Source organism: Erwinia sp. HR93 (assembly GCF_034555055.1).
GTDB lineage: Bacteria > Pseudomonadota > Gammaproteobacteria > Enterobacterales > Enterobacteriaceae > Apirhabdus > Apirhabdus apintestini.
The window spans coordinates 1,807,203-1,831,606 of record NZ_JAXUDP010000001.1 but is presented as its reverse complement, the minus strand read 5'-3'; the positions used below and the strand labels follow the sequence as shown (position 1 = coordinate 1,831,606).

The 24,404-nt window shown below is 46.5% G+C and carries 23 protein-coding genes and 1 tRNA gene; 11 read left to right on the top strand and 13 right to left on the bottom strand.

Features of this window, described 5'->3' with window-relative positions:
• Position 1: 1 nt before the first annotated feature.
• Complete coding sequence (locus SFA31_RS08495) at positions 2–2,173, bottom strand: TonB-dependent siderophore receptor (RefSeq protein WP_322837601.1); 2,172 nt, start codon at positions 2,171–2,173, stop codon at positions 2–4.
• A gap of 889 nt (positions 2,174–3,062) precedes the next feature.
• Between SFA31_RS08495 and SFA31_RS08490 the strand changes: the two genes are divergently transcribed.
• A complete protein-coding gene (locus SFA31_RS08490) occupies positions 3,063–4,013 on the top strand; it encodes a reverse transcriptase domain-containing protein (RefSeq protein ID WP_052097974.1) in 951 nt (316 codons plus the stop codon).
• Positions 4,010–5,374, top strand: coding sequence for an AAA family ATPase (locus tag SFA31_RS08485; protein WP_043085798.1), 1,365 nt, complete (start codon positions 4,010–4,012; stop codon positions 5,372–5,374). Before SFA31_RS08490 ends, SFA31_RS08485 begins: the two co-directional genes overlap by 4 nt.
• Before the next feature lie 104 nt (positions 5,375–5,478).
• On the opposite strand, the gene SFA31_RS08480 is transcribed toward SFA31_RS08485, so the two are convergent.
• The 12 genes from SFA31_RS08480 to proA form a co-directional block, all read right to left on the bottom strand.
• Entirely contained in the window at positions 5,479–6,765 is a 1,287-nt protein-coding gene (locus SFA31_RS08480) for a relaxase/mobilization nuclease domain-containing protein (RefSeq protein ID WP_322837600.1), read from the bottom strand.
• 153 nt (positions 6,766–6,918) lie between these two features.
• Positions 6,919–7,308: a plasmid mobilization protein gene (locus SFA31_RS08475; RefSeq protein WP_322837599.1), complete on the bottom strand. Its 390-nt coding sequence runs from the start codon at positions 7,306–7,308 to the stop codon at positions 6,919–6,921.
• Positions 7,275–7,568 (bottom strand): hypothetical protein, encoded by a 294-nt coding sequence (locus SFA31_RS08470; RefSeq protein WP_322837598.1) that lies wholly within the window; start codon positions 7,566–7,568, stop codon positions 7,275–7,277. Before SFA31_RS08470 ends, SFA31_RS08475 begins: the two co-directional genes overlap by 34 nt.
• Positions 7,565–7,741: a hypothetical protein gene (locus tag SFA31_RS08465; RefSeq protein ID WP_020231151.1), complete on the bottom strand. Its 177-nt coding sequence runs from the start codon at positions 7,739–7,741 to the stop codon at positions 7,565–7,567. Before SFA31_RS08465 ends, SFA31_RS08470 begins: the two co-directional genes overlap by 4 nt.
• Entirely contained in the window at positions 7,738–8,112 is a 375-nt protein-coding gene (locus SFA31_RS08460; protein WP_322837597.1) for a hypothetical protein, read from the bottom strand. Before SFA31_RS08460 ends, SFA31_RS08465 begins: the two co-directional genes overlap by 4 nt.
• 507 nt (positions 8,113–8,619) lie before the next feature.
• Positions 8,620–8,895, bottom strand: a complete 276-nt coding sequence (locus SFA31_RS08455) for a hypothetical protein (protein WP_071883434.1) — start codon at positions 8,893–8,895, stop codon at positions 8,620–8,622.
• Positions 8,896–8,906: 11 nt separating this feature from the next.
• Positions 8,907–9,194 carry a hypothetical protein gene (locus SFA31_RS08450; protein WP_322837596.1) on the bottom strand — a complete coding sequence of 96 codons (288 nt, stop codon included), beginning with the start codon at positions 9,192–9,194 and terminating at the stop codon, positions 8,907–8,909.
• 1,290 nt (positions 9,195–10,484) lie between these two features.
• Positions 10,485–10,760 carry a hypothetical protein gene (locus SFA31_RS08445; protein ID WP_322837595.1) on the bottom strand — a complete coding sequence of 92 codons (276 nt, stop codon included), beginning with the start codon at positions 10,758–10,760 and terminating at the stop codon, positions 10,485–10,487.
• A 122-nt stretch (positions 10,761–10,882) separates the two neighbouring features.
• Positions 10,883–11,083, bottom strand: coding sequence for a helix-turn-helix transcriptional regulator (locus SFA31_RS08440; RefSeq protein ID WP_000213227.1), 201 nt, complete (start codon positions 11,081–11,083; stop codon positions 10,883–10,885).
• Positions 11,084–11,409: 326 nt separating this feature from the next.
• On the bottom strand, positions 11,410–12,624 hold the full coding sequence (locus tag SFA31_RS08435) for a tyrosine-type recombinase/integrase (protein ID WP_322837594.1): 1,215 nt from the start codon (positions 12,622–12,624) through the stop codon (positions 11,410–11,412).
• Between the two features lie 175 nt (positions 12,625–12,799).
• Positions 12,800–12,875: transfer RNA gene (locus SFA31_RS08430), tRNA-Thr, on the bottom strand.
• Positions 12,876–12,992: 117 nt separating this feature from the next.
• Positions 12,993–14,246 carry a glutamate-5-semialdehyde dehydrogenase gene (gene proA / locus SFA31_RS08425; protein WP_322837593.1) on the bottom strand — a complete coding sequence of 418 codons (1,254 nt, stop codon included), beginning with the start codon at positions 14,244–14,246 and terminating at the stop codon, positions 12,993–12,995.
• Between the two features lie 861 nt (positions 14,247–15,107).
• On the opposite strand from proA, the gene SFA31_RS08420 reads away from it, so the two are divergent.
• The 9 genes from SFA31_RS08420 to cutC all read left to right on the top strand — a co-directional run bounded on the left by SFA31_RS08420 (position 15,108) and on the right by cutC (position 24,390).
• Entirely contained in the window at positions 15,108–15,914 is an 807-nt protein-coding gene (locus SFA31_RS08420; protein WP_322837592.1) for a winged helix-turn-helix domain-containing protein, read from the top strand.
• Positions 15,911–16,429 (top strand): FidL-like protein, encoded by a 519-nt coding sequence (locus tag SFA31_RS08415; protein WP_322837591.1) that lies wholly within the window; start codon positions 15,911–15,913, stop codon positions 16,427–16,429. The genes SFA31_RS08420 and SFA31_RS08415 overlap by 4 nt, the downstream gene beginning before the upstream one ends.
• A 521-nt stretch (positions 16,430–16,950) precedes the next feature.
• Entirely contained in the window at positions 16,951–17,229 is a 279-nt protein-coding gene (locus tag SFA31_RS08410; protein ID WP_004249182.1) for a BMC domain-containing protein, read from the top strand.
• 16 nt (positions 17,230–17,245) lie between these two features.
• The gene (locus SFA31_RS08405; RefSeq protein ID WP_322837590.1) at positions 17,246–17,530 is read left to right on the top strand and encodes a BMC domain-containing protein; all 285 of its coding nucleotides are present in this window, start codon (positions 17,246–17,248) and stop codon (positions 17,528–17,530) included.
• A 14-nt stretch (positions 17,531–17,544) separates the two neighbouring features.
• Complete coding sequence (locus SFA31_RS08400; RefSeq protein ID WP_322837589.1) at positions 17,545–17,823, top strand: BMC domain-containing protein; 279 nt, start codon at positions 17,545–17,547, stop codon at positions 17,821–17,823.
• Between the two features lie 48 nt (positions 17,824–17,871).
• Positions 17,872–19,482 carry an acetaldehyde dehydrogenase (acetylating) gene (locus SFA31_RS08395; RefSeq protein WP_322837588.1) on the top strand — a complete coding sequence of 537 codons (1,611 nt, stop codon included), beginning with the start codon at positions 17,872–17,874 and terminating at the stop codon, positions 19,480–19,482.
• A 30-nt stretch (positions 19,483–19,512) separates the two neighbouring features.
• The gene (locus tag SFA31_RS08390; protein WP_322837587.1) at positions 19,513–19,770 is read left to right on the top strand and encodes a EutN/CcmL family microcompartment protein; all 258 of its coding nucleotides are present in this window, start codon (positions 19,513–19,515) and stop codon (positions 19,768–19,770) included.
• A gap of 15 nt (positions 19,771–19,785) precedes the next feature.
• Positions 19,786–20,946 carry a 1-propanol dehydrogenase PduQ gene (locus tag SFA31_RS08385; protein WP_322837586.1) on the top strand — a complete coding sequence of 387 codons (1,161 nt, stop codon included), beginning with the start codon at positions 19,786–19,788 and terminating at the stop codon, positions 20,944–20,946.
• Positions 20,947–20,967: 21 nt separating this feature from the next.
• Positions 20,968–24,390, top strand: coding sequence for a choline trimethylamine-lyase (cutC, locus tag SFA31_RS08380; protein ID WP_322837585.1), 3,423 nt, complete (start codon positions 20,968–20,970; stop codon positions 24,388–24,390).
• Positions 24,391–24,404: the final 14 nt, after the last annotated feature.

Here is a 24,404-nt window from a genome sequence, read left to right as displayed (position 1 = left end):
TTTAGAAATCGAATGTAACGGACGCGCGTACTTCACGGCCGCCGCCAATAAACGCGCTTGGAGATCCATTATCGCCATCGGTACCCGACGGGAAGATAGATGCCCAATAGTGTTTATCAAACACGTTGTTTACCACTACGCGGAAGGTCGTCGGCACATTGCTCACCTTCGTGGTATAGCGCGTACCCAGATCCCAGGTAACATAGCTGCTGGCGTAAGATGTATTGGTATCGTTCGCCGCGCGTTTGCCGGTGTAATGTACGTTAGTGCTATAAACCCACTGCGGCATCGACGGCAAGCTATATTCTGCAAGCAGGTTAGCCTGTACTTTTGGCACCCCGACCACTTGTTTGTTCCGGGTGTTAGAACTTGCAGTATCTTTCAGTTTCGGATCGAGGAAAGTGATGCCGCTGTAAACGCTCAGCCCCTGCCATACGTTGCCGGAAGCGGTCAGTTCCAGGCCGTTATTGACCTGATTGCCCTGCTCTTTATAGACATTATCCGCGTCGAGATAGGCAAACGGGCGCTCCAGGCGGAATAGCGCCGCCCCCAGATTCAGCCCCGTAACATCCGATTTCACCCCCACTTCATACTGTTTGCTGCGATACGGATCGAGCGTCTGGCCCGCATTTTTCACGCTATCATCCGTGGGCGCGGTACCGCCCTGCTCCAGCGAATCGGCGTAGCTAACATAAGCCATGGTGTTTGGCGTAATTTTATACATCAACGCCGCGTTCGGGCTCAGGCCATCTTCATCTACCTGACCGGTTTCCTTGCCGTGCTTGTCGTAGTTTTTGGCCTGCAACCAACTCTGGCTCAGATAAAACATCGCTGACCACTGCGGCGTAAACGTCACCGTATCGCCGAGCGTAATGCTCTGCTGAGTGTTAACGCCGGAACGATAGCGCGGGCCGCCGGTGCGAATTTTACCGTCGCCCAGTTCTTCCATCCTATCAGGGTTATTCATATTGGTGTTGCCCCAGCTGTAGCTGGAACCCGCTCCCTTCGCACTGTACAGCGACCAGACATAGCCGGTGGTGGAAAGCGAAAGATCGTGGCCGACAGATCCGGTGTCGACATGGCCATTCAGCCCGGCAGTGTTGCTTAGCACACGGAAGCGCCCGGCGGCGGTAGAGTCTTTCATCGAGCGGGAGATATCCCCCTGAGCGTTAAGAATTTTGCTGGAAACGCTGCGCATTGCGCGGTCTGCCTGCTGCCAGCCTACGCCCGCATTCATTGACCAGTCATCGTTGAAATAGTGAACGAGGCGGGTGCTAATAGTATCAGTGGTTAAGTCGTTGCCCGCCGTACTCAGCGCGAGATTTTTGTCTTTTGAGTTGGGTGCGGAAGGTAATTTAACGCCCGGGCCATAGCTGAAGCTGCCCACATACCCTTTTTGAATAAATTCATAGTGACTGGCATCCAGCTGTAATTGTGTACCTGGCTGAATGTTCCAGTCGAGCGCCACGGAAACCAGTTTGCGGCGCAGAGTGCTATCATCAACGTTGCCTTCGCCTTCCTGATCCAATAGGTTGACGCGATAACCAAACCGTTTTTCTTCATCAAAATGGCCGCCCAGATCGGCGTGGCCGGTGAACGCACTACGGCCCTGGTAACCGATAGTGACCTTACGCAGCGTCTCTTCAGTTGGGCGTTTAGCCGTAAAGTTAAATTGCCCTGCAGGGCTCGCCGGGCCGTACAGCGCACCGGTCAAACTATTGAGCACATCCATACGTTCCAGCATTTCAACCGGAAACGCGGTAGTAGATACCACATTCAATCCGTCAAGGCGGCTATTAGCAACTACGCTGCCCTGCATACCGCGGCTTTGTGGACGACCAACGTCCATACCACCGCGTGCCTGCATTTGCGTGCTCGGAGAATATTTCATCATCTCACTGACACTTTGCAGCTGCTGATTATTAATCATCTCTTTGGTGACTGTAGTGGAAGAATAAGGCGTATCAACCCAGGATTTAGTCCCCAGCGGGCCAATATCAATATCATTCGTTTTAAACCCCGATCCGGCAGCGTAATCGGCCGTATCGGCAGCACCATTGCCAGTGACAACCATAACATCTTCAGGAGTGGAGCTGGATGCAGCATACGTGTGAAGAGGAGCCAAAGACGCCAACGCAGGCAGAAGCGCAGCGAGAGTTATTTCAGTTTTCATGCATTATTTTTTCGTTATATAAAATTATATATTACGAAAAACGCCAGCGAACATTTATGATCGAGATCACAGTGAAAGGGCGCCGCCAGGCACTGGTAATAATAATCTATTGATTTATTGAATAATTATATATCTGCGCGTCCCTGCTGTGCTCCCTGGCCTTGCTTCTGGTGGGGTCAGTCCAAACTATACATCAGGATCGTCTACCGGGGTGGGGTCAGTCCAACCTCAAGATACAAACCAGCACCATCTGCCCGCTTATAGGCTTTCTCTCTGGGTTTAGCAGCATCTACCTGTCTGGCATTGAGCTTCATTTGGAGGCATCTCTTCTGGAGATAACACGACATGCGCCCAACTTACCGCAGATTTCTGTGAACGTGAGTAGACAAACAGAGACAGTAAGGGCCGTAACACCGCGGATTATAAGAACTTAGAGGATGTTTGAGTAGAACTAAGAAGACGTTAAACCAGGTGAGATAATAGGAACAATACCTGTATCATATTCATTTGATTAATAATATAAATATCATGTTTCATCTTTGATGATACCCCCAATGGATTTTCTTTCTTCATTATGATTTTGTCTAACCGGAGATTACAAAGCTTCAAGGGCTTTACATGTGTTTTTTTTAGGCATACACTACTTGCATGCCGTGACTAGTGAGAATCTCCGGTCAGTAAACGGCCTCTACAGGCTTTAATGCACTTACAATGCCGCTTCGCTTACTATGTAGTTTATTGAAATCCTTATGGTTTTCAGTTTAAACTCACAATGTAACGAGGCGGTTTTTGTATGTATAACACACCTCAGCACCTCAGCACCAGAGTGTCTTTCCACAGCAGATACGATATGATATCTATATGAAAATGATATAAACAGTGGTGCGTCATGAGCATAAAGATAAAAGAAATATTTGATATTTATTTCAATAATACAATGGATTTTGTTGATTTTTTTAGTTTAAATAAGATGGACCATTTGGAGACAAAAACTTTCAGAGGACGAGAAATAGTAGCATATAAAGAAGGATTTAATAAGCTCCGATTGCTACATCGCTTCCTCAATGAAGCTATCTTTAACAGGGTTGAGATCATAGATGATGTAGTCTTTTCTTATAGAAAAAAGGTTAATGTATTCGATTGTGTTTATCCACATAGATTGAACCCATTTATTTTCAAAACAGATATAAAAAGCTTCTTCCCCTCTTTCACCCAAAACTTTATTCAAAGTAAGTTAGAAAATATTTTTAAAGAGTTTATTATATCAGATATTAATGAATATTTACCCAAAATAGTTGACCTTGTAAGCTATAATGATTGCTTACCAGTAGGGTTTTCCACATCCCCTTCACTAAGTAATATTCTTTTCAGTGATGCTGATAAAAAATTAAAAAAATTTAGCGCATCCAATGAATACATATACACCCGATATTCTGATGATTTAATAATCTCGTCCGAGAAGGAAATACATAAAAATGAAATATTTTCCTCAGTTCAACAAATAATAAATTCAGAATGTGAAACATTTGTTTTAAATTTTGACAAGACCAAACTCTTAAAGAAAGGTGGTGTCCGTAAAATAATGGGCGTCAGCATTTTGCCTGATGGACACATCTCTGTTGACAAAACCATAAAAAACAATATTGAAACCAAGCTTCACTATATATCAAAATTAAATAACGTTAACTCTCAAGATCCTGAGCTAATGGAAGTAAAAAGATACTTATCCGGTATGATTAATTACATAAGTACGATTGATGAAGCTTACATAAATAAATTAAAAAGAAAGTATGGTTCAACAATAGTTGAAATGTTTCTTAGGAAGAGTCTCGTAAAATGAAACTTGAACTGTCAATAAACCAAATACAACACCTATCAAATCTAAACGCTAGCTTTGACTTTAGTGAAAGTAAAATATTTTGTATTGTTAGCCACAATGGCATAGGGAAAACGACGTTAATAAAGTCAATGGGTATTCTATTTCAGCCTACGATTTTTGTAAAAACATCAAACCGATTTATATTCAATCCAAATAGTGAATTGTCGATAGATATCGATGGTGATCATTATGAGTATAAATACAATCCAGCTATAAACCAAATAGATTGTAAAAATATTGTTAATCAAAAAAACCTAGGTGTTGTTGAACTTCCCGTACCATATGGGAAACGCTATGGTTCATATTCGAGATTGAACGAAATAGATGGTGAATTAAGAGTTAAAATAGCATTCAGTGAATATTCGACTCCTGAAGCACTAATCCAGTTCTTAACTTTCATATATCCCTATAAAGATTTTTCAGATTTGAAATCAGTAGAAATAAACGGAGAGGAATATTATTTCAGACTGGTTGGAAATAGCAACTATATACGCGAAGATTATTTCAGCTCTGGAGAGTATTTTGTAATTAATATTTTTAGGATTATAAACTCAGATACGAAATTGATTATAATTGACGAAATAGATATGTCGTTAGACTCATACGCTCAAATAAGGCTCGTGAAGCTTATTAAGAAATCGAGTGAAGAAAATGAGAAATTCTTTATATTTACCACACATTCCCTTGCAATGTTAAAATCTATTGATGATATTGGCATAGACATTTATTACCTAGAAAATTCAAATGGGAATGTTGATTTGAAGAAAAGAGGATATAGTTATATTAAAGGAGTTATGTTTGAATTTAAAGGAAGTGATAAATATATTCTAACAGAGGACTCTGTTTTAAAGGAATATATTAAAATGAAAATGCAAAAAATCATTAAAGAGTCAACACTCAACAAAAAAGAAAAAATTGAGGTTATTAGCATAGGAGGCTGTGAGAACGTTATTGATTTTTATAAAAAAAATAAAGAAGAGTCTTTCCTATGTGAGAGAGATGAGAAGGTATTGGTTATTTTAGATGGAGATGTCAGGGAGGAAATCCTAGAGAAAAATAAAAGCATTGCTTCTAAATTGCTTTTTTTACCTTTCGACTCAATTGAAAAGGAAATTTTTAAAAAATCCAATAATACTCAATACAATCTGCCTTATGTTGGAAAATTAAAAGGGAAACCAGAGAAAAGAAACAAAAAATATTTTGATAAACTAACAAAGAGGAACGGATTTGATATGGAGAAGATATTCTACATTGCAGAAAAAGATAATCAAGAAGCTGTATTAAATTTTGAAAACAGGCTTTCATCTTTTTTAAAAATGTAGACGACTGTATTGAGTAAATATGACTTTAACGCACAGCCTGCCTTCGGTCAGGCTTAACAGCCATCCTTGCTTTAATACTAATTATTAATAAAGCCAAATGCTTTTCATATTTTCACATTTAGTTTCCTGCCGAAATATTTTTGTTTGTGTATGTTGATTTTAAAATACTCGCTCAACCTAGATTTAAATCTATTTTCATGCTCAACTATATAATAAGGTTTTTTCTTTATCTCTTCTTTAACTATTTTCTCTTTGTTCCTTGGATGCATAACAGGTTTTTTTATACCTAACTTTTCTCTTATTTCTTCGATCTTAGTTGCTCTACTATTGAAACTGCTACGGCCTTTGAGTCTAAAGTTATTCGTGGCTGCGTTGGCTGTTTCTGCATGATCAAGTATCCTACCGATAGAACCACCACTAAATTTATCATGCCCACTATTAAAGCCACTTTTATTATAAGCCTTGATTGATTCTTTATTGTATTGTTTTTTAACTCTGTTGAGTATTTGTGCAGATTTTTGTGTTGTTCTTCTAACTTTTGGGCCTGTTGGTCTATTATATTTTTCGCTGAGTTTAAAGCTGTGGTTGTTGTTTCTAATGAGTTGTTCACCCTTGTTAATGTCTGTTGCGTCTGATTTAGTGCTGTGCTGACTGATTCGGATAATATCATCATCGATTCCGTCAACGGCTCTACTGTCATAGAAATCTGATTCAGTAGGTGATCGTCTAATACTATTTTCGTCATCTGTTTTTCTTGCTGCGAATCTTCTAACGAGTTCATCATCTCTATTTTTGTCATATTTCACCTTTGCCTTAATTGTGTTCCAACTGAATTTTTTACCAAGAGATGCTCCCTTGAAGAAAATATTTTTTTCATTATTTTTGATACCAAATGACACTCCGGCGACGTTGCCAGTAGAAGCAACGTTAAAGGCCGGCTCAATGCCTACAGCCTGCAGACGTTCCAAGAACGTAGACAAATCAGGCTTATCGACTAAAGCCGCTTGTAGTGCGTTCTGTAGCACTAAACGGGCTGGTTTCTCACCTGTCCTCAAGGCTTGCTCGATCTCTGCTTTGGTTGGTGCTGATATGTCTGATTTTCGGCCTTTGAGACTTTGTGTAATGGTTAAGCTGTGCTTTACTTCTAAACGTTCACAAGCTGCTATTGTATTAAATGCTGAGTGCTGACCGTGCCATACAGAACCATCTAAGCCAACCCTATTTGCTACAATATGAATATGGTCTTGATCTGTATCTTTATGGCGCACACAAATATATTGATGTTTTTCTATATCGATATTCATTTCTTTCAAATAGTCTTTTGCTATCTCCTGCCATTTTTCATCTGTTAATTTTTCATCTTTTGGAAGAGATAAAAACGCATGAAACACTGTTTTTTTATATCTTGCCTAAAACTGCTTACAGTTTTAAACTCATCAGTTAAATTACTAACATTATTATAATCACTTGCCATATTGCTACAAATGAAATCATGATCATCTTTTAATATATACTTAACTCTGTTTTTAAATGATTTACCTGATTTAGCTACGTATCCCTTCATAATTTAGATCCTTGTTTATTTCTAATATCCTTCTGCTAACTTGCTTTATATTAAACATAACTTTATCAACTTCATTTTTATCAAAATACTCATTACCATTTAGTTTCTTTGTTGCTTGGTTTATATTATTGCCTATGGCTGACAGTTGTATATAAGTCTTCTGATTTACTTCCGGCATTTTTCTTTTTACCACCGGTTCAGCTTTTAACATTTCTCTTCTTATATAATGGCCTCGTTCAAGGCCGGATGCTTCAACCAATGACTTTAAATATTCGAACTCTTCTTTGTTTACTCTGAACTGTATCGATATGTCTCGGCGTTCGTCAGCATTTAAATTTATACGCCCTCGTTTTCTGTCTGTTGTTGGCATTTTTTATTCCTCATAATAATGTAATCATCTGTTGCTCTTATGTAGTCGTTATCATTTTCAATAATTAATGCTTCAATAAGCTCATCAGCTTTATTCTCTTGTATATATCCATGAGCCACAAAATAACATAAATCTCGCTCATCACTATTGATTTCATTAAATGGCATCTCTTTGTTTTGTTCTATGTAATAAAAAAATCTTGCCAGTATTTCGAGCTTATATTCTATAGTCATACTATTCATTAAGTTTTCTACATTCATGTTCTATTATTCCTTTTGTATTTAATCAGTGCTTTTTTATCTATCATTTTTCTAACTTCTGATATTGCTTGCTTTGCTTCGCTTGAAGAGTTTGTTTTTCCAGTACAGCTACGGATCATAAAACCTCCCAACATAATACAAAGTATTACCATTGCTACAGACATAATCATCATAATATTCTTTTCTCCCTGCCTAAAAATCTAAATAGTGTATTATAAGAACCTACCAATGAAATATCTTCAAACCACAATATAATATGTTCAGCTAAAGCAACCTTAGCCCTATTTGATAATTTATTTATTATCTCCACTGCTTCGTTTAAATCTTTTATTTCAACATCTCTATTTGCTTCATCTCTTGCCTCACCTAAAAAATAGATACTCGCTTCAAGATAATACCTTAAATAATCCAAGTCATAATGTTCATATTTCACAAATTCTTTTTTTGTGTCATCATTACCCAGTATGGCATTAGTTAAATATTGATAATGCTCAAATAAAAATTTCCCATCTATGTTATTTATAAAACCTAAATCATCATTCATTTTAAATACTCCTATAATATTAAACTGTATGGTTTACCGCCTTCCCTTTGACAAGGGGAATAGGCGGAAGGGTAGATCTTTTTCAACCCTACGAGCAAAGCGAGATAGGGCAATCCGAAGGATTGGGTAAATAGCGGATACGCTATTACACCTTGCCTCAGTTTCCGAAAAACAAAAAATCAAAGCTGAACTACACTTATATTTAAATAGATAACCGATCTAAAATACTTGTCAATAGCGGCTACATAAATACACTGCACATCGAATAAAATGCAAATAAAAGATAGGATGAATAATATATTGCCTTTCTGGTAGCTGTGCGTAATAGGTAGCTTTGCGTAAATTTGCAACAGGGGTCAAATCGTCAAGTAATAGATCGCGGGGTCCCGCTGACAGCTTTTATGTCAGTGGGTTACGATTTATTACTTGATGACGCAATGAAGAAAATAAACTTTAGATATGTGATGGTTCGCACTGCGAGCCATCACCTTGAAAGACAGGGCAGTTTTACATTCTTCGTCTAAAAGAAATCCGTTCAGAGAAAGCCAACTTGCTAATAATAAATCCAAAAATCCCAATGACAAACAAACTTATATTAAATGCAACTATACCTGCATTCAACCCGATCAAAATCGACAATGTTAAAGTCCCTAATATAACTAAAAATACGCACCAACCCGGAGGAGCACCGTATAATATAGTTGCTTGACATCCCGTGCATACGCGAACCCCTTTCTGACTTTCTTTTAGACAGTAGGGGCATTGAATGGTATTGTTTTCCATTTCCTAATCCTCTAATCTTTCTTAAAAACCGCACCTTGGTAAACTACACCGCCTTGGACTTTTTCTATTTTAAAAGTCCATGAACCTAGATCTTTGTTTTGAGTTCTAGCGATATAAATAGGTTTTTGGCTTTCATCCCAGTTTTTAACAGTAAAAACGCCATTCCTGAACTTGATGACGTCTTTCTGAATATCAAGCCTGACGCCATACTGTTGATTGGTGTAGTTGCCATAGATGCCATCATCACCGCACCCTGCCAGCAGGACGACAAGACCTGCCACTAACATAAATTTACGCATACCTTTTCCTTCACCAATAGCACAGACCTACGATTGATCTGTAAACGCCTTAGAATTCAATTATTTTTATGTCTAGTCATATCGTTTGTACCGATCGAAAAAATGGACATTGATAGTTATAAACTATCATATGATAACTATCGATCGTTAAAAACAATTAACAACGATCGATTAAGCACCTTTTGATTGATAAAACCTATTGATATATACATATCGATCTTTTATAACGATCAATTTCTGTTTAGGATTTGGATCTTGAAGGGATAACAACGGGAAAAGTTCTATGGTGGGATATCTGGCGCGAGACTGTTTTTTTTATTTTTTTAGATATGGTTTTCTTTTTACTTTATTAGGCTTCGCCCTATATATTTTTTAGATCTAGTTCTACTTTATATTTTATTGGTGCCATAAAACAAGGCACCTTTGCTATAAACATAAACAACCTTACTGAGAGTTATATACTGCCTTGTGTTCGCCCCCGAAAAGGGGACTTCATCCAAGGCTTCGCCTCCTGAAATTTTCAACTTATTTTGTTGAAAATGTATCAAGATTGGCGAAAACCAAGATGAAAAATATGACTTCACCCAAGTTGATCTGGCTTAAAGCTCTACATCGTTTCCAATGTAGGACACCCTACGACACCCCCAGATTCGTTCATGCAGATTAATGTATTGTTATCCCCTATTTATGCTGTCAACAAAGGTAGGGCTTTCTCATAGCTATTCCATATACAACTTCACTTATCTGTTTAGAACTTCGCTTCGGGTTGGTATTACGTCGCTTCCCCTTCTATACCTACAACCAACAAAACATACGGACATCTCTTATTAGCGACTCGCGCTCAATTGCTCCACATATGCAGACCTGATACAAAGGTTTATAATTTGATTGCTTTCGAGGACATTAAAGATTCTGGTAGTGGTATTTAAAAGACTTGTAAAAAGCTCAGATTTAGATTTGACAAATATGAAAAGATTATTTAATACTTTATTATATTTGTAATCGCGTTATTCCTCTAACTGATTACAAGACTTAAAAAAGTCAGCGAAAACTTTTTTAGTCCTTAAAAAGTCAGATTTATCATCTGGCTTTTTTTGTATCTTTACTTTTTATAAAACTTATATTTTAATAGTCAATAGAAATAAAGAAAATATTTCACAAAATCATTATTGATTAATGATAGCAAACCTAATAAAGGTCAGATATATCTCTGACCTTTTGCTTATGATATCTATATTACTCATATAAAATCTCTAAACGCTAAACAATCCATTTTGAGCTATTTTATTTTCACATATAACAAATCATAATGGCTTCTGTATGCATGCACATTATATTTATTCTAACCTCTTCCAAATCTATGAATCTATGCTGACTTTGATCAATACTTTTCTTCGTTTTATCAATAATATCATCGTAAACAGTTTCCATATAATACTTGTCAGTAAATAGATCGAATACTTCATTAGCAGGCTTCGCAAGCACTTTCTTGGTAAAGCGAGAGTATTCTAACAATGCTGTAAGTTCTGCTGAGTTCTGACTATTACACTTATTTTCTTTTTTCATTTTTGGTTCCTTATTTAATCGTTGAGTAAATATCCCCCTACATTTCCATGTATTATTTAAAAGGGATTGTTGTATTTTATAAATATATGTTTATATTGCTTTCACATACTACCCATATATTATTATGCTGCTGTATTGCGTGATGAATAGATCAGTTGTTCAATCCATTCATCAATCTCACTTTCAACAAAGGCACAGGCTCTTATTCCAATCTTAATCGGCTTAGGAAAATCACCCTTACTAATAAGTCTATAGATCCATGCTTTGCTAAATCCTGTTTTATTCATCACTTCTGGCAAGCGAATAAGTTTTCTTGTTGTCATATATTTCTCCGTTGTTGTTTTGATGAATGTAGTATCTGCAGATCGCTTATGACGTTCAACCCTCGGAAAATCAGAATTGAACTCGGATTGAGTGTTTTTCATACAAAAACAGATGAAATGACGGGAGAGCTGTCACTGGGCGGGGTGTAGAGCGATTTAGCAATAAGTGCTATTTATTTTCCTGTTTTAAGGTATTTTATAATTTTTATATTAATCAATTAGTTAACAAACATCAGTTTAAATTCTGACTTAATTCTTATCTGCATTAGCCAAGAAAAAGGGCTATGCCCGTTAAGACATAACCCTTCTTTCATCAGCAGTTATCCTTACCCACGCCGATTAAACGTTCCCTGCACGACATTACCGCCTTTCTCAAGGCTTACCATGTAGTTGGCATACCATTGCAGCATCTCGCGTCTGCCATCGAGATATTGCGCATGGTTGTAGGTGCCACGGATAGCATTCTTATCAACATGGGCTAGTTGGGTTTCAATCCATGCAGTGTTGTAGCCCTGTTCATGAAGAACGGTGCTCATGGTATGACGGAAGCCGTGACCCGTAACCCGTCCTGTATAGCCGATTCGCTTAAATACCTGATTGATACTGGCTTCGCTCATGGTCTTACTTGGATCATTGCGGCCCGGAAACAGCAAAGGGAATTGTCCTGTCATTGCTCTGATCTGTTCGATAATGGCTAACGCTTGGGTGGATAGCGGGATGATATGAGGACGGCGCATTTTCATGCGTTCAGCAGAAATTTCCCATAGCGCTTTCTCGGAATCGATTTCCGACCATAAGGCACCACGCAATTCACCCGTTCTTAGGCCAGTAAGGATCAACAATCTCGCTGCCAACACCATCAATTCACTACCAGAGTAGCCAGCAAGGGCTTTAAAGAAGGCAGGAAGCTCTTCGGTGGTCAGGAACGGGTAATGTGTAGATTCATGCCCCTGCATGGCACTTGTGAGATCAGGCGCAGGATTATACTCGGCTCTGCCTGTCACGATGGCATAGCGAAACACTTCACCACATCGTTGGCGCACTTTCTTAGCTTTCTCTGTTGCACCTCTGGCTTCGATTTTTTTAAGCACATTAAGAAGCTCTAATGGCTTAATGTCCGCAACAGGCCGTTGACCAAGAAAAGGAAAAATATCTTTATTGAAAGCTTCGAGAATGTCAGAGGCATACCCAACTGACCATTTTTTCACTTTCATGCTGTGCCATTCGAGCGCAATTTGCTGAAAGGTGTTTTTGACCTGCGCTTCACGTTCAGCTTTATGTTCTTTCTTAAGCTCTAAAGGATCGATACCCCCAGCGATACCTTTTCGAGCTTCATCACGTTTTGCTCTGGCATCAGCCAAAGACACATCGGGATATACCCCCAGCGCCAATAACTTTTCCTTTCCATCGATACGATACTTTAAACGCCAGTAGCGTGACCCGTTAGTTTTAACCAATAAGTAGAGGCCACCACCATCAGCCATCTTGTAGGGTTTCTCTTTGGGCTTGGCAGTCTCGACCTGTCTGGCATTGAGCTTCATTTGGGGGTATCTCCTTTAGACCGAACAGCAAATACCCCCATTGATACCCCCAACTCACCGTAGATTTCTGTGAACGTGAGTAGACGAGCAGAGACAACAAGGGCCGTGACATCCCGTATTATAAGGGTTTAAAGGGTATTTGAGTAGAACTAAGAAGACGTTAAACCAGGTAGGATGGTGCCGATAATAGGAGTCGAACCTACGACCTTCGCATTACGAATGCGCTGCTCTACCAACTGAGCTATATCGGCGTTTTGAGGCGCGTACCAAGGCGAGTGATGGTACGCGCTAAAGAGTAAAAAAAAGTGCTGCTCGCGTCAACTGCCTGGCACGTTGACTGCTGTTTTTTACGTCACTGAGCTACAAAATCAGCGCCGGATAATATCATCGCCGTAGCCAATCCATTTATAGGTAGTCAGCGCCTCCAGCCCCATCGGCCCGCGCGCGTGCAATTTCTGCGTGCTGACCGCCACTTCCGCACCTAATCCAAATTGCCCACCGTCGGTAAAACGCGTAGACGCATTCACATACACCGCCGCTGAATCCACCGCGTTGACAAAATGCTGCGCGCTACGCATAGAGCGCGTCAGTATCGCCTCGGAGTGCCGGGTGCCATGGCGGCGAATATGATCAATTGCCGCATCAATGTCTTCCACCAGCACCACGTTCAAATCCAGCGATAAAAATTCATCGTCCAGCTCGCCGTTTTGAACGGGCACCACCCGCGCCGGGCCGGCCTCAAGCAGAGCCGCGGCGCCGTCATTCGCATGCAGACAAACGCCGCACTGGGACATCCGCTGGCTCAGCGCCGGTAAAAACGCCCCGGCAACCGCCTGATGAACCAACAGCGTCTCTACGGTATTACAGGTACTCGGGCGCTGGGTTTTCGCATTCACAATAATCTCCAGCGCCGGCGCAATCGCCATATCGCTATCGACAAAAATATGGCATACCCCAATGCCGCCGGTAATCACCGGTATCGTCGACTGCTCGCGGCAAAGCTTATGCAGGCCCGCCCCGCCGCGGGGGATTAACATATCGATATAGCTATCCATGCGCAGCATTTCATGTACCAGCGCGCGATCGGGATTTTCAATCGCCTGCACGGCGGCGGCCGGTAATCCGCACTCTTCCAGCGCCCGCTGAATCACGCCCACGGTTGCCGCATTGGTGCGCCAGGTCTCTTTACCGCCGCGTAAAATAACGGCGTTTCCCGTTTTCAGGCACAGCGAGGCCACATCCACGGTGACGTTTGGGCGCGCTTCATAAATCACGCCCACCACGCCGAGGGGAACCCGGCGTCGCTCAAGCCTAAGCCCGCTGTCCAGCGTGCCGCCGTCAATTAACTGCCCAACGGGATCGGCAAGACCGCATACCTGTCGCACATCGTCCGCAATGGCCGCCAGACGCGCCGGCGTGAGCATCAACCGGTCCAGCAGCGCTTCGCTTAACCCGTTATTACGCGCCTCGGCAATATCATCGGCATTCGCGCTTAACACGCTTTGCGCGCGCGATTCGAGATAATCGGCAATCCGCATCAGTACCTCATTTTTTTCATGAGTACTGAGCTGAACCAAACGGTAAGATGCAGTTTTTGCCGCTTTGCCCATCTCTTCCAACATAACTATTCCTCACTCTTCCGCTCGCACGCGCGGGCGGGATAGAACTTCGCTTTCATCCCGGCTAACCCGGCTGCGGCCTCTTCTGCTCGCACGCGCGGGATAGAATGCAATAACGCCGCCGCGTTTACTATCGTCAGGCGCTTCTTTTACGCAGCGCCTTCGCCCATTTTAAAAGCCCGCCTTACTATCGGTATGTCACACACAGCGGGGTTCCCAAAACGATTCGCTAAATAAAAAGTTGGGGCGTTACAACTGAAAAATTCTTTATTTTTCTAATGATACAGTGAAATGTGAATCCAGACACACAATCGTTAACCGCCTCTTTCAGTGCGGCCAGCCGTTGATCGCGATCAAATTCAGGCCGGGTTCTCGCTGTATGATTCATACCCATAACGAAGAGAGCTGCGATGACTACGCGCCCATAGCATAAGCATGATTCAACGTTTTAGTGTAACAGCAGCGTTAGGCAGGGAATGACACCGTCCGTCAGCATACCGTTTTTGATTTTCCCATCGCCGACGAACCGTAAACCGACTGATATTCTGCAATCGCCCGCCTTGCGCACTATTTCAGGCCGTGGCTGAAGAGAATGAAACGGCATATATGGCTCACTGAAACCGCAAACTTATTGCGGCTGGCGGTCAGCCCCGTTCTTTTGCGATATAAAATCAGGCGCGTTTTTCGCCAGGCGCATACGCCATAAAGATGATGTACCCGGTAGTTTCGTCTCTCAGTAAGTCACAGTGAACAGGACCCTGAATGCCCCGCAGCCGCGCTACACCGTCGCTAGCGTGGAGCGCCATACCGTATTATGTCGTTTCGAGGATGCCATTCGGCAGTTAGCACAAGGATAGAACGCCGATGCGATACAACATCAACGATAATCTGATTTACGATGCGGCAGACGGCTCGCTAACGCCCTGTGGCCGAGATGCGCCAGAGACTCAGCTCTCGATTACCGCCAGCGCACTATTCCTGTTTTTTATTACGCATAAGGAAATTATTAGCCGCAACGAAGTGCTTTCCCGGGTTTGGGATGACAATGGTCTTACGTCATCTAACAGTAATCTCAATCAATATCTCAGTATTTTACGCAAAACGTTTCGTCAATATGATATTGAAAACATTATAGTTACTGTCTCACGCGGCCATCTCCAGCTTAACCCTGTGGTTACGGTTTTGCCGCTGGCAGCGGAAAGCCATGAGGCGGAACATACGGCGCAGCGCCAAGTATCATCCCAACAAACGGCCCGAAATTCATCGCCAAAATCGCCAACGCGTACGCTACACACACAGGGTATGTGCTGGTACATGGCAAGCATCACTCTGTTAGTCATCGCCGGGCTGCTGGTTGCTTTCACGCTTTCTGGCAGCGTTGCGTCCCGCGTTATAACGCTCAACCCCATCCAGCACAGCCTGTGTGAACTATTGGCCAGCGAAGAGATGCTAAATTCCGTTTCCGCCACGAGCTACGTCCGTAACTTTGAAGCCGTGCGTCAGCGCCTGAACCTCACCTGTCAGCCCAGCGAGCGCTTCGTGTTTTTTTACGGCGATCGTCTGCAAACTAACGGGCTGGGGCGCGTCTATCTCGCGCACTGCGCGATGCACGAGAATAATCCATTCAGTTACTGCGTTAACTATTTCTATTATTCGTGGAGCGCCAAATGAAGCTCTCGCCGCGCCTCGCGTTTGCGCTTTCAGCCGTCGCTTTTATCCTCGCCGTAGGTTTTTGTATCTGGAAACTTATTCCCATGCGCACTGCGGGCATAATGAGCTGTTCCACTAAAGCCATTATGCGCTTTGAAAATATGGAAACCGAAAACGTTAACGGTAATATTCACTTCAATTTCGGCGCTAACGGCAAAGGTTCTATCGTCGCAGAAGGCTATACGGGCTCTCAGGCCGGCTGGTTATACCTTCAGCGCTATGTGAAATTCACCTATACCACGCGGCGAATTTCCCCTACCGAGCGCCATTACCGCATCAGCCGCTGGGAAGCCAGCGCGTCGTCTATTGACGAATCGCCGGATGTTATTTTTGACTATTTCATGCGCGAAATGTCAGACAGCCATGACGGGCTATTCCTGAATGCGCAAAAGCTCAACGAGCATGCAATATTACTCAGTTCGCTCAACTCCCCGCTGTATATTTGTACGCTAAAATCCGGCAGCAAATTTGATTAACCCGCACACCTGCACCGCTTCCCTCCTTTTACATCATTTTAAGTCTGCAGCAAGTACCCCATTCCCCCGCTTTGGCTTTCGCGCTTTTTCTCGCGAGTGGTACCCGCTTTTTATCCTGGTCGCGCTAAATAGCTCATTTTCTGCAGGATAAAACCTCAGCGCACAGATGCCCAGTCCGCTAATAACATGACGCCTTTCACAATTATGAACACTCACTCATCGTTAAACACTCTTATGCAAAGCTTAATTGCATGACAAAACCCACCTTCTAGTGCGTGCAATAAAAACCGCAAACACCTCCCGCCATAAGATCGCAAAAACACAGAATGAACAGATAAATTATATACAAAATATCGATAAATAACAGAATAAAAAACTAAATACACAAAATATAAGAATTTAAATTCCGTTTTAAACCCTACTCAATATAGTGATTTTGAATCCGCGATCGCGTGCCTTCATCCCAGGGGCGCAGGCGGTTTTCACTCTTCCCAGAAACCTGACTTAAAGAGGAAATCACAATGGGTGATGCATTAGGTCTTATTGAAACTAAAGGTCTGGTGGCCTGCATTGAAGCCGCAGATGCCATGTGCAAAGCCGCCAACGTCGAGCTGATTGGCTATGAAAATGTCGGCTCCGGGCTGGTTACCGCCATGGTGAAAGGCGACGTGGGCGCAGTAAAAGCCGCGGTGGACTCCGGCGTTGAATCGGCGCAGCGCGTTGGCGAAGTCGTAACTTCGCTGGTGATCGCCCGTCCGCATAACGACATCAATAAAATTGTCATTAAGCACAAGGCGTAAGCCCGGAGGAATGCACATGGGTGATGCATTAGGTCTTATTGAAACCAAAGGTCTGGTGGCCTGCATTGAAGCTGCGGATGCAATGTGCAAAGCCGCCAATGTTGAGCTTATCGGCTATGAAAACGTCGGCTCAGGCCTGGTCACGGCAATGGTAAAAGGCGATGTCGGTGCCGTCAAAGCCGCCGTAGATTCCGGGGTTGAGTCGGCGCAGCGCATTGGCGAAGTCGTCACCTCACTGGTAATCGCTCGCCCCCATGCGGATATCAACAAAATCGTCGCACAGTACAAAGTCGCTGAATAACCGGAGAAACCGCAATGAAAGAAGCTCTTGGGCTTATCGAAACCAAAGGTCTGGTGGCCTGTATCGAAGCCGCAGATGCCATGTGTAAAGCCGCCAACGTCGAGCTTATCGGCTATGAGAATGTCGGTTCCGGGCTGGTTACCGCCATGGTGAAAGGCGACGTGGGCGCCGTCAACGCCGCCGTGGACTCTGGCGTCGAGGCCGCCAGACGCATTGGCGAGGTAGTTTCGTCTCGCGTTATCGCTCGCCCTCACAACGACATTGAAAAAATCGCGGCGCAGCATAAAGCCTGATAGCGCGCGCCCCGTCTTCACCCTTTTAGTCTGAAAAAGGATAGATTCATGATTGAGCTGGATAAAGATTTGCGTTCACGCCAGCAGGCGCGGGATCTGGTGCGCGAAGCCAGGCAAGCCCAGGCGCTACTGGCCACTTTTTCGCAGCAGCAAATCGACGCCATTGTAAAAAACGTGGCTCAGGAAGCGGCACACCACGCCGAGTCTCTGGCAAAAATGGCCTGCGAAGAAACAGGTTTCGGCAACTGGCAGGACAAAGTACTGAAAAACCGGTTTGCCTCGCTGCGGGTTTACGACGCAATCAAAGGCATGAAAACTGTCGGTATCATTCATGACGATCCGGTTCAAAAAGTGATGGACGTGGGCGTGCCGTTAGGTGTGATCTGTGCATTAGTTCCCTCGACAAACCCGACCTCAACCATTTTTTACAAAGCGTTAATCGCGCTTAAGGCCGGCAACGCCATTATTTTTTCCCCACATCCTGGGGCATGCCGCTGTAGCTGGAAAGCCATTGAAATCGTTAAACGCGCCGCAGAAGCGGCAGGTGCCCCGGTAGGCTCCGTCAGCGGTATTACTGAACTGACGCTCGAAGCGACCTCGGAACTCATGCACAGCAAAGATGTTTCCCTGATTCTGGCCACCGGAGGCGAAGGTATGGTGCGCGCAGCCTATGCATCAGGCACGCCAACCATCAGCGGCGGCCCGGGCAACGGACCCGCGTTTATCGAGCGCAGCGCCGATATCCCGCGCGCGGTGAAAGACATTATGACCAGCAAAACGTTCGATAACGGCGTTATCTGCGCGTCAGAACAGTCCATTATTGTCGAACGCTGCATCTACGATGCCGTCCATCGCGAACTGGAAGCTCAGGGCGCCTATTTTATGAACGATGACGAGGCGGCTAAAATGGCGGCGCTGCTGCTGCGCCCGAATGGCACTATCAACCCTAAAGTCGTCGGCAAAACGGCGCTTTACCTCAGCCAATTGGCCGGTTTTTGCGTACCTGCCAGCACGCGCGTGCTCATTGCCCAACAAACCTCTGTTTCACCGAAAAACCCCTATTCCCGTGAAAAACTGTGTCCGGTACTGGGCTTCTACGTTGAAGAGGACTGGAAAGCCGCCTGTCAGCGCGTTATGGAACTCCTGACCAATGAAGGTTTAGGGCATACGCTGGTGATCCACACCCAAAACCAGGACGTTATTCGCCAGTTCAGCCTTGAGAAGCCGGTAAATCGGATCTTGATTAATACGCCTGCCGCGCTGGGTGGCATCGGTGCCACCACCAATATTACGCCTGCGTTAACGCTCGGCTGCGGTGCCGTAGGCGGCGGTTCCAGTTCCGATAACGTCGGCCCGATGAACCTGCTCAATATCCGCAAAGTCGGCTACGGCGTGCGCACCATTGAAGAACTGCGCGCTCCTGGCGCTCAGAGCGAACGCCCGCAAACTGCACCGCAGCCTACGAGCGCTGCGCGCCTGAGCATCTTTGAGGACGAGAGATTCACGTCGGGCAGTACCTCTGCACTTTCTTCTGCCGGGGCAGATACCCGCTTCGATACGGCGGCGGCCAGCCCGCGCCGCGACGGCGACTGCGCGCATGAAGAAATAAACACGCAAAACATTGAGCGTATTATCCGCCAGGCGCTGGAGCGTATCTAAACCTAACCCATTGAAACAGGGCGATAAAACATGATTCTCGCAAAAGTCACCGGACACGTTGTGGCAACGCAAAAATGCGACGAACTGCGCGGCAGTAACTTACTGATGATTACCGCGCTGGATGACGATCAGCAGCCAATGAAAGACAAAACCTGGGTTGCGGTCGACAGCGTCGGCGCGGGTATGCACGACATCGTGCTGGCAGAAGCCTATTTCGCGCTGAATAAAGACCGTTACAAAGCCATGTCGGTGGTGGCTATTGTCGAGAAAGTGTTTCGGGATCGCTGAGGAGCCAGTCACGTTATGGGTGAATTTTTACTAAAGCCACGGGTCCACTTTGGACAAGGGGCGCTTGCCACGCTAAACCAGCTCTCCGCCACGCGGGTATTGTTGGTCACTGACAAAGCAATGGTCAAATTCGGGCTGGCACAGCGGGCCGCTGAACTTCTGCAGCGTCAGGGCGCTGACTGTCAGGTATGGGACGATATCGCCTCCGATCCTGATATTGAAACCGTCGCGCACGGCATGCAATTGATGAACGCCCGCTATCCCGATCTGGTAGTCGCGTTGGGCGGCGGTTCGGTTATCGATGCGGCGAAAGCCGTCATCTATACGCTGCGACGCGCGCGCCCGGAACTCGCGCGGCCTCGTTTCGTGGCCGTCCCGACCACCAGCGGCACCGGATCGGAAGTCACCGCGTTTTCAGTGGTAAAAGCCGGTGCGGAAAAACTGGTGCTGGTTGATGAACACATGCTGCCGGATATCGCCATTCTCGATCCCGCGCTGGCCGCATCGGTGCCGCCGGCTATTACTGCGGATACCGGCATGGACGTACTGTGCCATGCGCTGGAAGCCTATGTATCCCGCCAGGCCAGCGACTTTACTGATGCACTGGCGGAAAAAGTGGTCGAGTTAGTTTTTAGCTGGCTGCCCGCCTGCTGGCGCCAGGGCGATAACCTTGAAGCCCGGGAAAAAATGCACAACGCCTCCTGCATGGCAGGGATGGCGTTCACAAACGCCTCGCTGGGCATCACGCACAGCCTCGCCCACGCGCTTGGCGGCATGTTTCGAATCCCCCACGGGCGCGCTAACGCGTTATTAATGGCCGGCGTCGTCGCCTGGAATGCCGACTATACCGGTCAATGCGATACCTTCGCGGCGCGGCGCTATGCGCGCCTTGCCCATAAATTGGGGCTGCCCGCGTCCTCCACGTATCAGGGCGTTACCAGCCTATTAGTCGCCATTCAAACGCTAAAAGAAGCAATGCAGATGCCTGCCGGTATTCGTGACGCAGGCGTAGACGGCGCTGCCTTTGAACAGCGTCTGGGTGACATGGCGGCTCAGGCATTGCGCGACGGATGTACTCCCACGAATCCTCGCGAACCCGACGCCGCAGCGCTGATCGCGCTCTATCGCGAAGCATGGCGCGGCCGCGCTTTTGACGACACAGCCCAGGGACAATAACAGGAATATCAGGAGAATTTTATGGCACAGATCGACCTAACACCGCGCGTCCGCGTGCTGGCGGAACGCCTGCTTTCACAGAAAAGCACCCTGAGCACCGACCATGCCACCGCGCTGGCCGCACTCGATGGCGATATCGCCGGCGTTCCGGCGGCGGTCAAACCGGCTCGTCGCTTTTATGAACTGGTGCGCCAGTTACCGCTTGGCGTCACGCCGGACTCACTGATCGTAGGCAACCAAACCCAGCAGCCGCACGGCGCTATTTTCCACGATGTCGCAACGCTGCAGCGCGCTTCGATTTTCCAGTGTCTGAACCTGAGCGACAGCGTCGCGTCGCCGGATTACATGCTGGTCATCGATAAAGGCGTAGAGGCGATTAAACAACAGCTTGAAGCGCGGGTGCGCACGCTGGGCAGCGCCGTCAGCCGCAGCGGTGCGGATGAAGTTAACGCCTGCCGCGCCGCGATTTACGCCTGCGACGCGCTGATTGCGCTGGCGATGAACCTCGCCGAACGGGTACAAACGCTCGCAAGCGGAGAGCAAAATGTCTATCGCCAGAATGAACTGCGGGAAAGCGCGGCAATACTGCGCCGCATTCCCGCCGCGCCTGCGCAAACCTTCCAGGAAGCCTGCCAGGCGTTTTACCTGCTCCAGTTAGCCATTCACCTCGATAACGGCGGCTACGCGGTTAACCCGTGCGGCGCGGACAAAGCGCTCTATCCGTTCTACCAGCGCGATCTCGATAAAGGTACGCTCACCCAGCAGCAGGCGCAGGAAATCGTTGAATGCCTGTGGCTACAGTTGGCTGAGCTTAGTGAAGTACGCGCTCCAACGGCAATCGACGGCTACCCGATGTTCGATGCGCTCATGCACGGTGCCGCCCCGGACGACGACGCGCGCCTGGCGCAAAACGCGCTTTCCACCGTGTTCCTGCAGGCGCAGCGCGGGCTGAACGCGCTCGGTTTATCCGTGCGCCTGTATCGCGGCAGCGCGCAGTCTGGCAGCTTCAGCGCTACGGCGGCGCCGGGCGCTTACCCACAAACCGACGCCGCGGGCCTTACCGTAATGGAAGGGCTGACGCCACGCCTGCAGCGCCTGCGTAACCGCTATCTGGAAGCCCGCCCCAGCGTCTCTATTTACCGCGCGCTGGCCTTCACGGAGGTCGTTAAAAACAACCCCGGCATGCCAACGATACTGTTACGTGCCAAAGCCTTCCGCCGCGCCTGCGAAACCGCCCCGATCCTGATTCAGGATGAAGAGCTGATCGTCGGCCACCCCTGCGGTAAGCCGCGCGCCGGCGCGTTCTCACCGGATATCGCCTGGCGCTGGGTGCGCGACGAACTGGATACCATGAGTACCCGCCCGCAGGACCCTTTTGAAATCAGCGAAGCGGATAAAAAAACCATCCGTGAGGAAATTGTGCCTTTCTGGGAAGGCCGCTCGCTGGATGAAATTTGCGAAGCGCAATACCGCGAAGCCGGCGTCTGGGCCTTCAGCGGTGAAACATTTGTCAGCGATCTCTCCTACCACCAGATTAACGGCGGCGGCGATACCTGCCCGGGCTACGACGTACTGCTGTTCACCAAAGGGATGGACGGTATTAAAGCCGATGCGCAGGCGCACCTTGCCGCGCTCAGCATGGAAAACCCCGACGATATTGACCGCATTTACTATTACAAAGCGGCGATTGAAACCTGCGAAGGCGTGGTGAGCTATGCGCGCCGCATCGCCGCTCACGCCCGCGAACTGGCGGCAAAAGAGCAGGATGCCCGGCGCCGTGCAGAACTACTTACTATTGCAGAAGTCAACGAGAACGTCCCTGCCAAACCGCCGAAAACGCTCCAGGAAGCGCTACAAAGCGTCTGGACCGTAGAGTCGCTATTCGAAGTGGAAGAAAACCAGACCGGGCTGTCGCTGGGGCGTCTCGATCAATACGCCCTGCCAATGTATGAGGCCGATATTCGCGACGGGCGCCTGACGCGGGAAAGCGCGCTGGAAATGATGCAGGCGTTCATCATTAAATGCGCCGAGCTGATGTGGATGTCCAGCGAAGCGGGCGCGAAATATTTTGCCGGCTATCAGCCCTTTATTAACCTGACCGTTGGCGGGCAAAAGCGCAGCGGCGGCGACGCGTGTAACGAGTTGACGTATCTGATTATGGACGCCGTACGCTTCGTGAAGGTCTATCAGCCTTCTCTCGCCTGCCGTATTCACAACCAGTCGCCGCAAAAATACATGGAGAAGATAGTCGACGTCGTGAAAGCGGGGATGGGATTCCCGGCGTGCCACTTCGATGATTCACATATCAAAATGATGCTGCGCAAAGGCTTCGATTTTGAAGACGCGCGCGATTACTGTCTGATGGGCTGCGTAGAGCCGCAAAAATCAGGGCGGATTTATCAGTGGACCTCCACCGGCTATACCCAGTGGCCAATCGCCATTGAATTCGTACTCAACCGTGGCCGCATGGTGCTGTTTGATAGCTATCAGGGGCTGGATACCGGCGATCTGCGCGAGCTGACTACCTTTGAAGCCTTTGACGCCGCCGTGAAAAAGCAAATTGAACACATCGTTCGTCTGTCGGCAATCGGCACCGTTATTAGCCAGCGCGTGCATCGGGACGTTGCACCCAAGCCGTTAATGTCGCTGCTGGTCGAAGGCTGTATGGAAAGCGGTAAAGACGTCGCCGCGGGCGGTGCCGTTATCAATCACGGCCCAGGCCTGATTTTCTCCGGGCTGGCAACGTACGTCGACTCCATGGCCGCCATTCGCAAGCTGGTGTATGAAGATGGCAAATACACGCTGGAGCAAATTCGCGACGCGCTGTTGGCCAATTTCGAGGGTTATGACGCGCTGCGCCGCGACTGCGTGAACGCACCGAAATACGGCAACGACGATAATACCGTCGACCAATACGCGCTGGATATCACCGAATGGACGGAGCGCGAGTGTCGCAAATATAAGATGCTTTACTCCACGCTTAGCCACGGCACCCTGTCAATTTCCAATAATACGCCCATCGGTGAACTCACCAATGCCACGCCGAATGGCCGGCTGGCATGGATGCCGCTGTCAGACGGTATCAGCCCAACCCAGGGCGCCGACAAACAGGGCCCAACGGCGATTATTAAGTCCGTGAGCAAAATGAACGTTGAAACTATGAATATCGGCATGGTGCACAACTTCAAATTCCTCAAAGGATTGCTGGACACGCCGGAAGGCCGCAACGGGCTCATTACGCTGCTGCGCACCGCCTCTATTCTCGGCAACGGGCAAATGCAGTTCAGCTACGTCGACAATGAAGTACTGAAAAAAGCGCAGGTAGAACCTGAAAAATATCGCGATCTGATCGTTCGCGTGGCGGGCTATAGCGCTTATTTCGTCGAGCTGTGCAAAGAAGTTCAGGATGAAATTATCAGCCGTACCGTGATTGAGAAATTCTAATTCTCAGTCACGCG

What these genes read in the sequence shown, in the direction of transcription:
- SFA31_RS08495 (WP_322837601.1), bottom strand. Translation starts at nt 2,173, where the DNA reads ATGAAAACTGAAATAACTCTCGCTGCGCTTCTGCCTGCGTTGGCGTCT.
- SFA31_RS08490 (WP_052097974.1), top strand. Translation starts at nt 3,063, where the DNA reads ATGAGCATAAAGATAAAAGAAATATTTGATATTTATTTCAATAATACA.
- SFA31_RS08485 (WP_043085798.1), top strand. Translation starts at nt 4,010, where the DNA reads ATGAAACTTGAACTGTCAATAAACCAAATACAACACCTATCAAATCTA.
- SFA31_RS08475 (WP_322837599.1), bottom strand. Translation starts at nt 7,308, where the DNA reads ATGCCAACAACAGACAGAAAACGAGGGCGTATAAATTTAAATGCTGAC.
- SFA31_RS08470 (WP_322837598.1), bottom strand. Translation starts at nt 7,568, where the DNA reads ATGAATGTAGAAAACTTAATGAATAGTATGACTATAGAATATAAGCTC.
- SFA31_RS08465 (WP_020231151.1), bottom strand. Translation starts at nt 7,741, where the DNA reads ATGATGATTATGTCTGTAGCAATGGTAATACTTTGTATTATGTTGGGA.
- SFA31_RS08460 (WP_322837597.1), bottom strand. Translation starts at nt 8,112, where the DNA reads ATGAATGATGATTTAGGTTTTATAAATAACATAGATGGGAAATTTTTA.
- SFA31_RS08455 (WP_071883434.1), bottom strand. Translation starts at nt 8,895, where the DNA reads ATGGAAAACAATACCATTCAATGCCCCTACTGTCTAAAAGAAAGTCAG.
- SFA31_RS08450 (WP_322837596.1), bottom strand. Translation starts at nt 9,194, where the DNA reads ATGCGTAAATTTATGTTAGTGGCAGGTCTTGTCGTCCTGCTGGCAGGG.
- SFA31_RS08445 (WP_322837595.1), bottom strand. Translation starts at nt 10,760, where the DNA reads ATGAAAAAAGAAAATAAGTGTAATAGTCAGAACTCAGCAGAACTTACA.
- SFA31_RS08440 (WP_000213227.1), bottom strand. Translation starts at nt 11,083, where the DNA reads ATGACAACAAGAAAACTTATTCGCTTGCCAGAAGTGATGAATAAAACA.
- SFA31_RS08435 (WP_322837594.1), bottom strand. Translation starts at nt 12,624, where the DNA reads ATGAAGCTCAATGCCAGACAGGTCGAGACTGCCAAGCCCAAAGAGAAA.
- proA (WP_322837593.1), bottom strand. Translation starts at nt 14,246, where the DNA reads ATGTTGGAAGAGATGGGCAAAGCGGCAAAAACTGCATCTTACCGTTTG.
- SFA31_RS08420 (WP_322837592.1), top strand. Translation starts at nt 15,108, where the DNA reads ATGCGATACAACATCAACGATAATCTGATTTACGATGCGGCAGACGGC.
- SFA31_RS08415 (WP_322837591.1), top strand. Translation starts at nt 15,911, where the DNA reads ATGAAGCTCTCGCCGCGCCTCGCGTTTGCGCTTTCAGCCGTCGCTTTT.
- SFA31_RS08410 (WP_004249182.1), top strand. Translation starts at nt 16,951, where the DNA reads ATGGGTGATGCATTAGGTCTTATTGAAACTAAAGGTCTGGTGGCCTGC.
- SFA31_RS08405 (WP_322837590.1), top strand. Translation starts at nt 17,246, where the DNA reads ATGGGTGATGCATTAGGTCTTATTGAAACCAAAGGTCTGGTGGCCTGC.
- SFA31_RS08400 (WP_322837589.1), top strand. Translation starts at nt 17,545, where the DNA reads ATGAAAGAAGCTCTTGGGCTTATCGAAACCAAAGGTCTGGTGGCCTGT.
- SFA31_RS08395 (WP_322837588.1), top strand. Translation starts at nt 17,872, where the DNA reads ATGATTGAGCTGGATAAAGATTTGCGTTCACGCCAGCAGGCGCGGGAT.
- SFA31_RS08390 (WP_322837587.1), top strand. Translation starts at nt 19,513, where the DNA reads ATGATTCTCGCAAAAGTCACCGGACACGTTGTGGCAACGCAAAAATGC.
- SFA31_RS08385 (WP_322837586.1), top strand. Translation starts at nt 19,786, where the DNA reads ATGGGTGAATTTTTACTAAAGCCACGGGTCCACTTTGGACAAGGGGCG.
- cutC (WP_322837585.1), top strand. Translation starts at nt 20,968, where the DNA reads ATGGCACAGATCGACCTAACACCGCGCGTCCGCGTGCTGGCGGAACGC.